Annotated in this window: 3 protein-coding genes and 1 pseudogene; 2 read left to right on the top strand and 2 right to left on the bottom strand. The window is 60.5% G+C overall.

The features are described 5' to 3' along the window. On the bottom strand, positions 1-422 hold a 422-nt coding region (locus tag AC1DWI_RS22715; RefSeq protein ID WP_477725857.1), incomplete at its 3' end, for a dihydroxy-acid dehydratase domain-containing protein. 134 nt (positions 423-556) lie between these two features. Between AC1DWI_RS22715 and AC1DWI_RS22710 the strand changes: the two genes are divergently transcribed. Further along, complete coding sequence (locus AC1DWI_RS22710; RefSeq protein WP_477725856.1) at positions 557-1,681, top strand: LysR family transcriptional regulator; 1,125 nt, start codon at positions 557-559, stop codon at positions 1,679-1,681. A 50-nt stretch (positions 1,682-1,731) separates the two neighbouring features. Here the strand turns inward: AC1DWI_RS22710 and AC1DWI_RS22705 are convergent. Then, positions 1,732-1,914: pseudogene (locus tag AC1DWI_RS22705) on the bottom strand (DUF4124 domain-containing protein); the annotation flags it as partial. A gap of 91 nt (positions 1,915-2,005) precedes the next feature. On the opposite strand from AC1DWI_RS22705, the gene AC1DWI_RS22700 reads away from it, so the two are divergent. Next, positions 2,006-2,205 (top strand): prolipoprotein diacylglyceryl transferase family protein (locus AC1DWI_RS22700; RefSeq protein ID WP_477725855.1); only part of this gene is annotated, 200 nt, incomplete at its 3' end.

Genomic DNA, 2,205 nt, shown 5'->3' with positions numbered 1-2,205 from the left:
ATGCCCATCAGACCACCGGGCATGTTCTTGTCGCAGCCACCAACCACCAGCACGCCGTCCATCCACTGGCCCTGCACGCAGGTCTCGATGCAGTCGGAGATCACTTCGCGGCTCACGAGGGAGTACTTCATGCCCTCGGTGCCCATGGCCATGCCGTCGGAAATCGTCGGCGTGCCGAATACCTGCGCGTTACCGCCAGCTTCCTCGATGCCGACAATTGCCGCGTCGGCCAGTTTTTGCAGGCCGCTGTTGCATGGCGTGATCGTGCTGTGCCCATTGGCCACGCCGATCATTGGTTTCTTGAAATCGTCGGCCTCGTAGCCCATGGCGTAGTACATGGAGCGGTTGGGCGCGCGCGATTTGCCCTCGGTGATGTTCTTGCTGCGCGGGTTGGCAACGATGTTGACAGTTTTGGTTTCCATGGGGTGTCTCGTGGTGTTGGCTACTATGGCTTGCCCGCGTTTGACCTTGGGCATGCATCGGGAGAAACAGAGTATGCGTGCTTTGATTGATTCTTTCCAATCCATTATTAATCATCTATTAATATGTATGGCATATGAAAGATATTCTCGGCACCGCGGGCATGGCTTCCCGTAAACCGCCCTTGATCGAGCTTCGCCTGTGGCGTCAGTTTCTGGCAGTGGCCGAGGAGCTTCACTTCGGCCGCGCTGCCAAAAGCCTCAACATGACCCAGCCGCCGCTCACGCAGGCCATTGCGCAGCTGGAGGCGCATTTGGGCCTCAGATTGTTCGACCGCACCAAGCGCAGCGTGCAGCTCACGACGGCAGGTGCTGCCCTGGTGCCCGAAGCGCGTGACCTGCTGACACGTGCCTTGGCTCTTCCGGCCTATGCGCGCGCCAGCGCGGAGGGCGAGGCCGGGCGCTTGCGGCTGGCTTTTGTGTCTACGGTCGGTTTTGAGTTGTTGCCGCGTTGGGTGCTGGCCTTTCGCGAGCAATACCCCAAGGTGCAGCTGGAATTGATAGAGGCGACCGGCGACGTGCAGCTGCAGGCTTTTGAGCGCGGAGAGATCGACGCGGGCTTCATGTTGCATTCCCCTGGGTTCGCGCCGCCAGGCCTGGCCTGCCGGCGCATCAGCCAGGACCCGTTGGTGGTGGCGCTACCCGGGCAGCACTCGCTGGCAAGCAAGACTACGATTGCGCTCCCTGATCTGCTGGGCGAGCCTCTAGTGATCTTTCCGCGGCGAATCGTTCCGTCACTCTACGACGCGATTTTTGCGATGTATCACGCCGCAGGGCAATTGCCGCAGGTTGCCCAGGAAGCCATCCAGATGCAGACTATCGTGAACCCGCTTTATCACCTTTATCGGCGCATAGACCGCTCGAAGGCTTCTTCCCGTTCGCGTTGCCGGCGCGCCGCCACCGCACTTTGCTGCTGCTGCTTTTCCGCTGGGGTGAGTTCGCGCTGCTCCATTCTTCGTTGGGCTATTTCGCCGGCACTGCTGCAGCGGGCGCCGTGGTTGGCTTCGCAATTGGCAATGATCTGTTTGTCGGAAGCCTGCGCCTGGGTTTGGGCACCGCCTTTGCGCAGGCCACCCAGTGCCGAGGGCATGGCCTGGCGCGATCCGCCGCTGGATCGGTCAGCAGCAGCTGCCCGCGCATTCGCCGCAGCGTTTTCCGCTGCCCAATCCTTGGGTGCCGCGGCGGCTCCGCCATTGCCATAAAGCACGCCGGGCACGCCTGTTACAGGTGTGCCGTCAGTTGATGCTGGTGCCGCGGCAGGGGCCGGTGCGCGGACAATGAGCTTTTCATTGCCACCGCCGCTGGTCGCACAGGGCGTTTGTGAAAACACCTTTTTGCCGGCTGAATCAAGGCATTGGTAGACCTGTGCCGCAGCGGGTTGTATGCACAACAAACCCAAGCCTGAAACAACGGTAAAACAGAATAAATGACGCATGGTGTGATCCTGTACGGCGTTACTCCCAGTTTAAGCGAGCGGGCTCACTGTAAGCCCTTTCCTACGAGCCTCGCATGCAAAAATACGGCCCATGCTTATTCATCCGCAAATCAATCCGGTTGCCCTGCAGTTGGGTCCCCTGGCCATCCATTGGTATGGCCTGACATATCTGGCGGCTTTTGGCCTCTTCTTCTTCCTGGCTACGCGGCGCCTTCGCCACGAGCCCTATGCGTCCATCACCGGCCCCGGCGCCTGGTCGCGCAGGGACATTGAAGACATCCTGTTCCTGGG

The sequence above is a fragment of the Polaromonas sp. P3_C2 genome, assembly GCF_056402675.1.
Note: the sequence above shows the minus strand (reverse complement) of the source record. Positions and strands in the feature narration are given on the sequence as shown.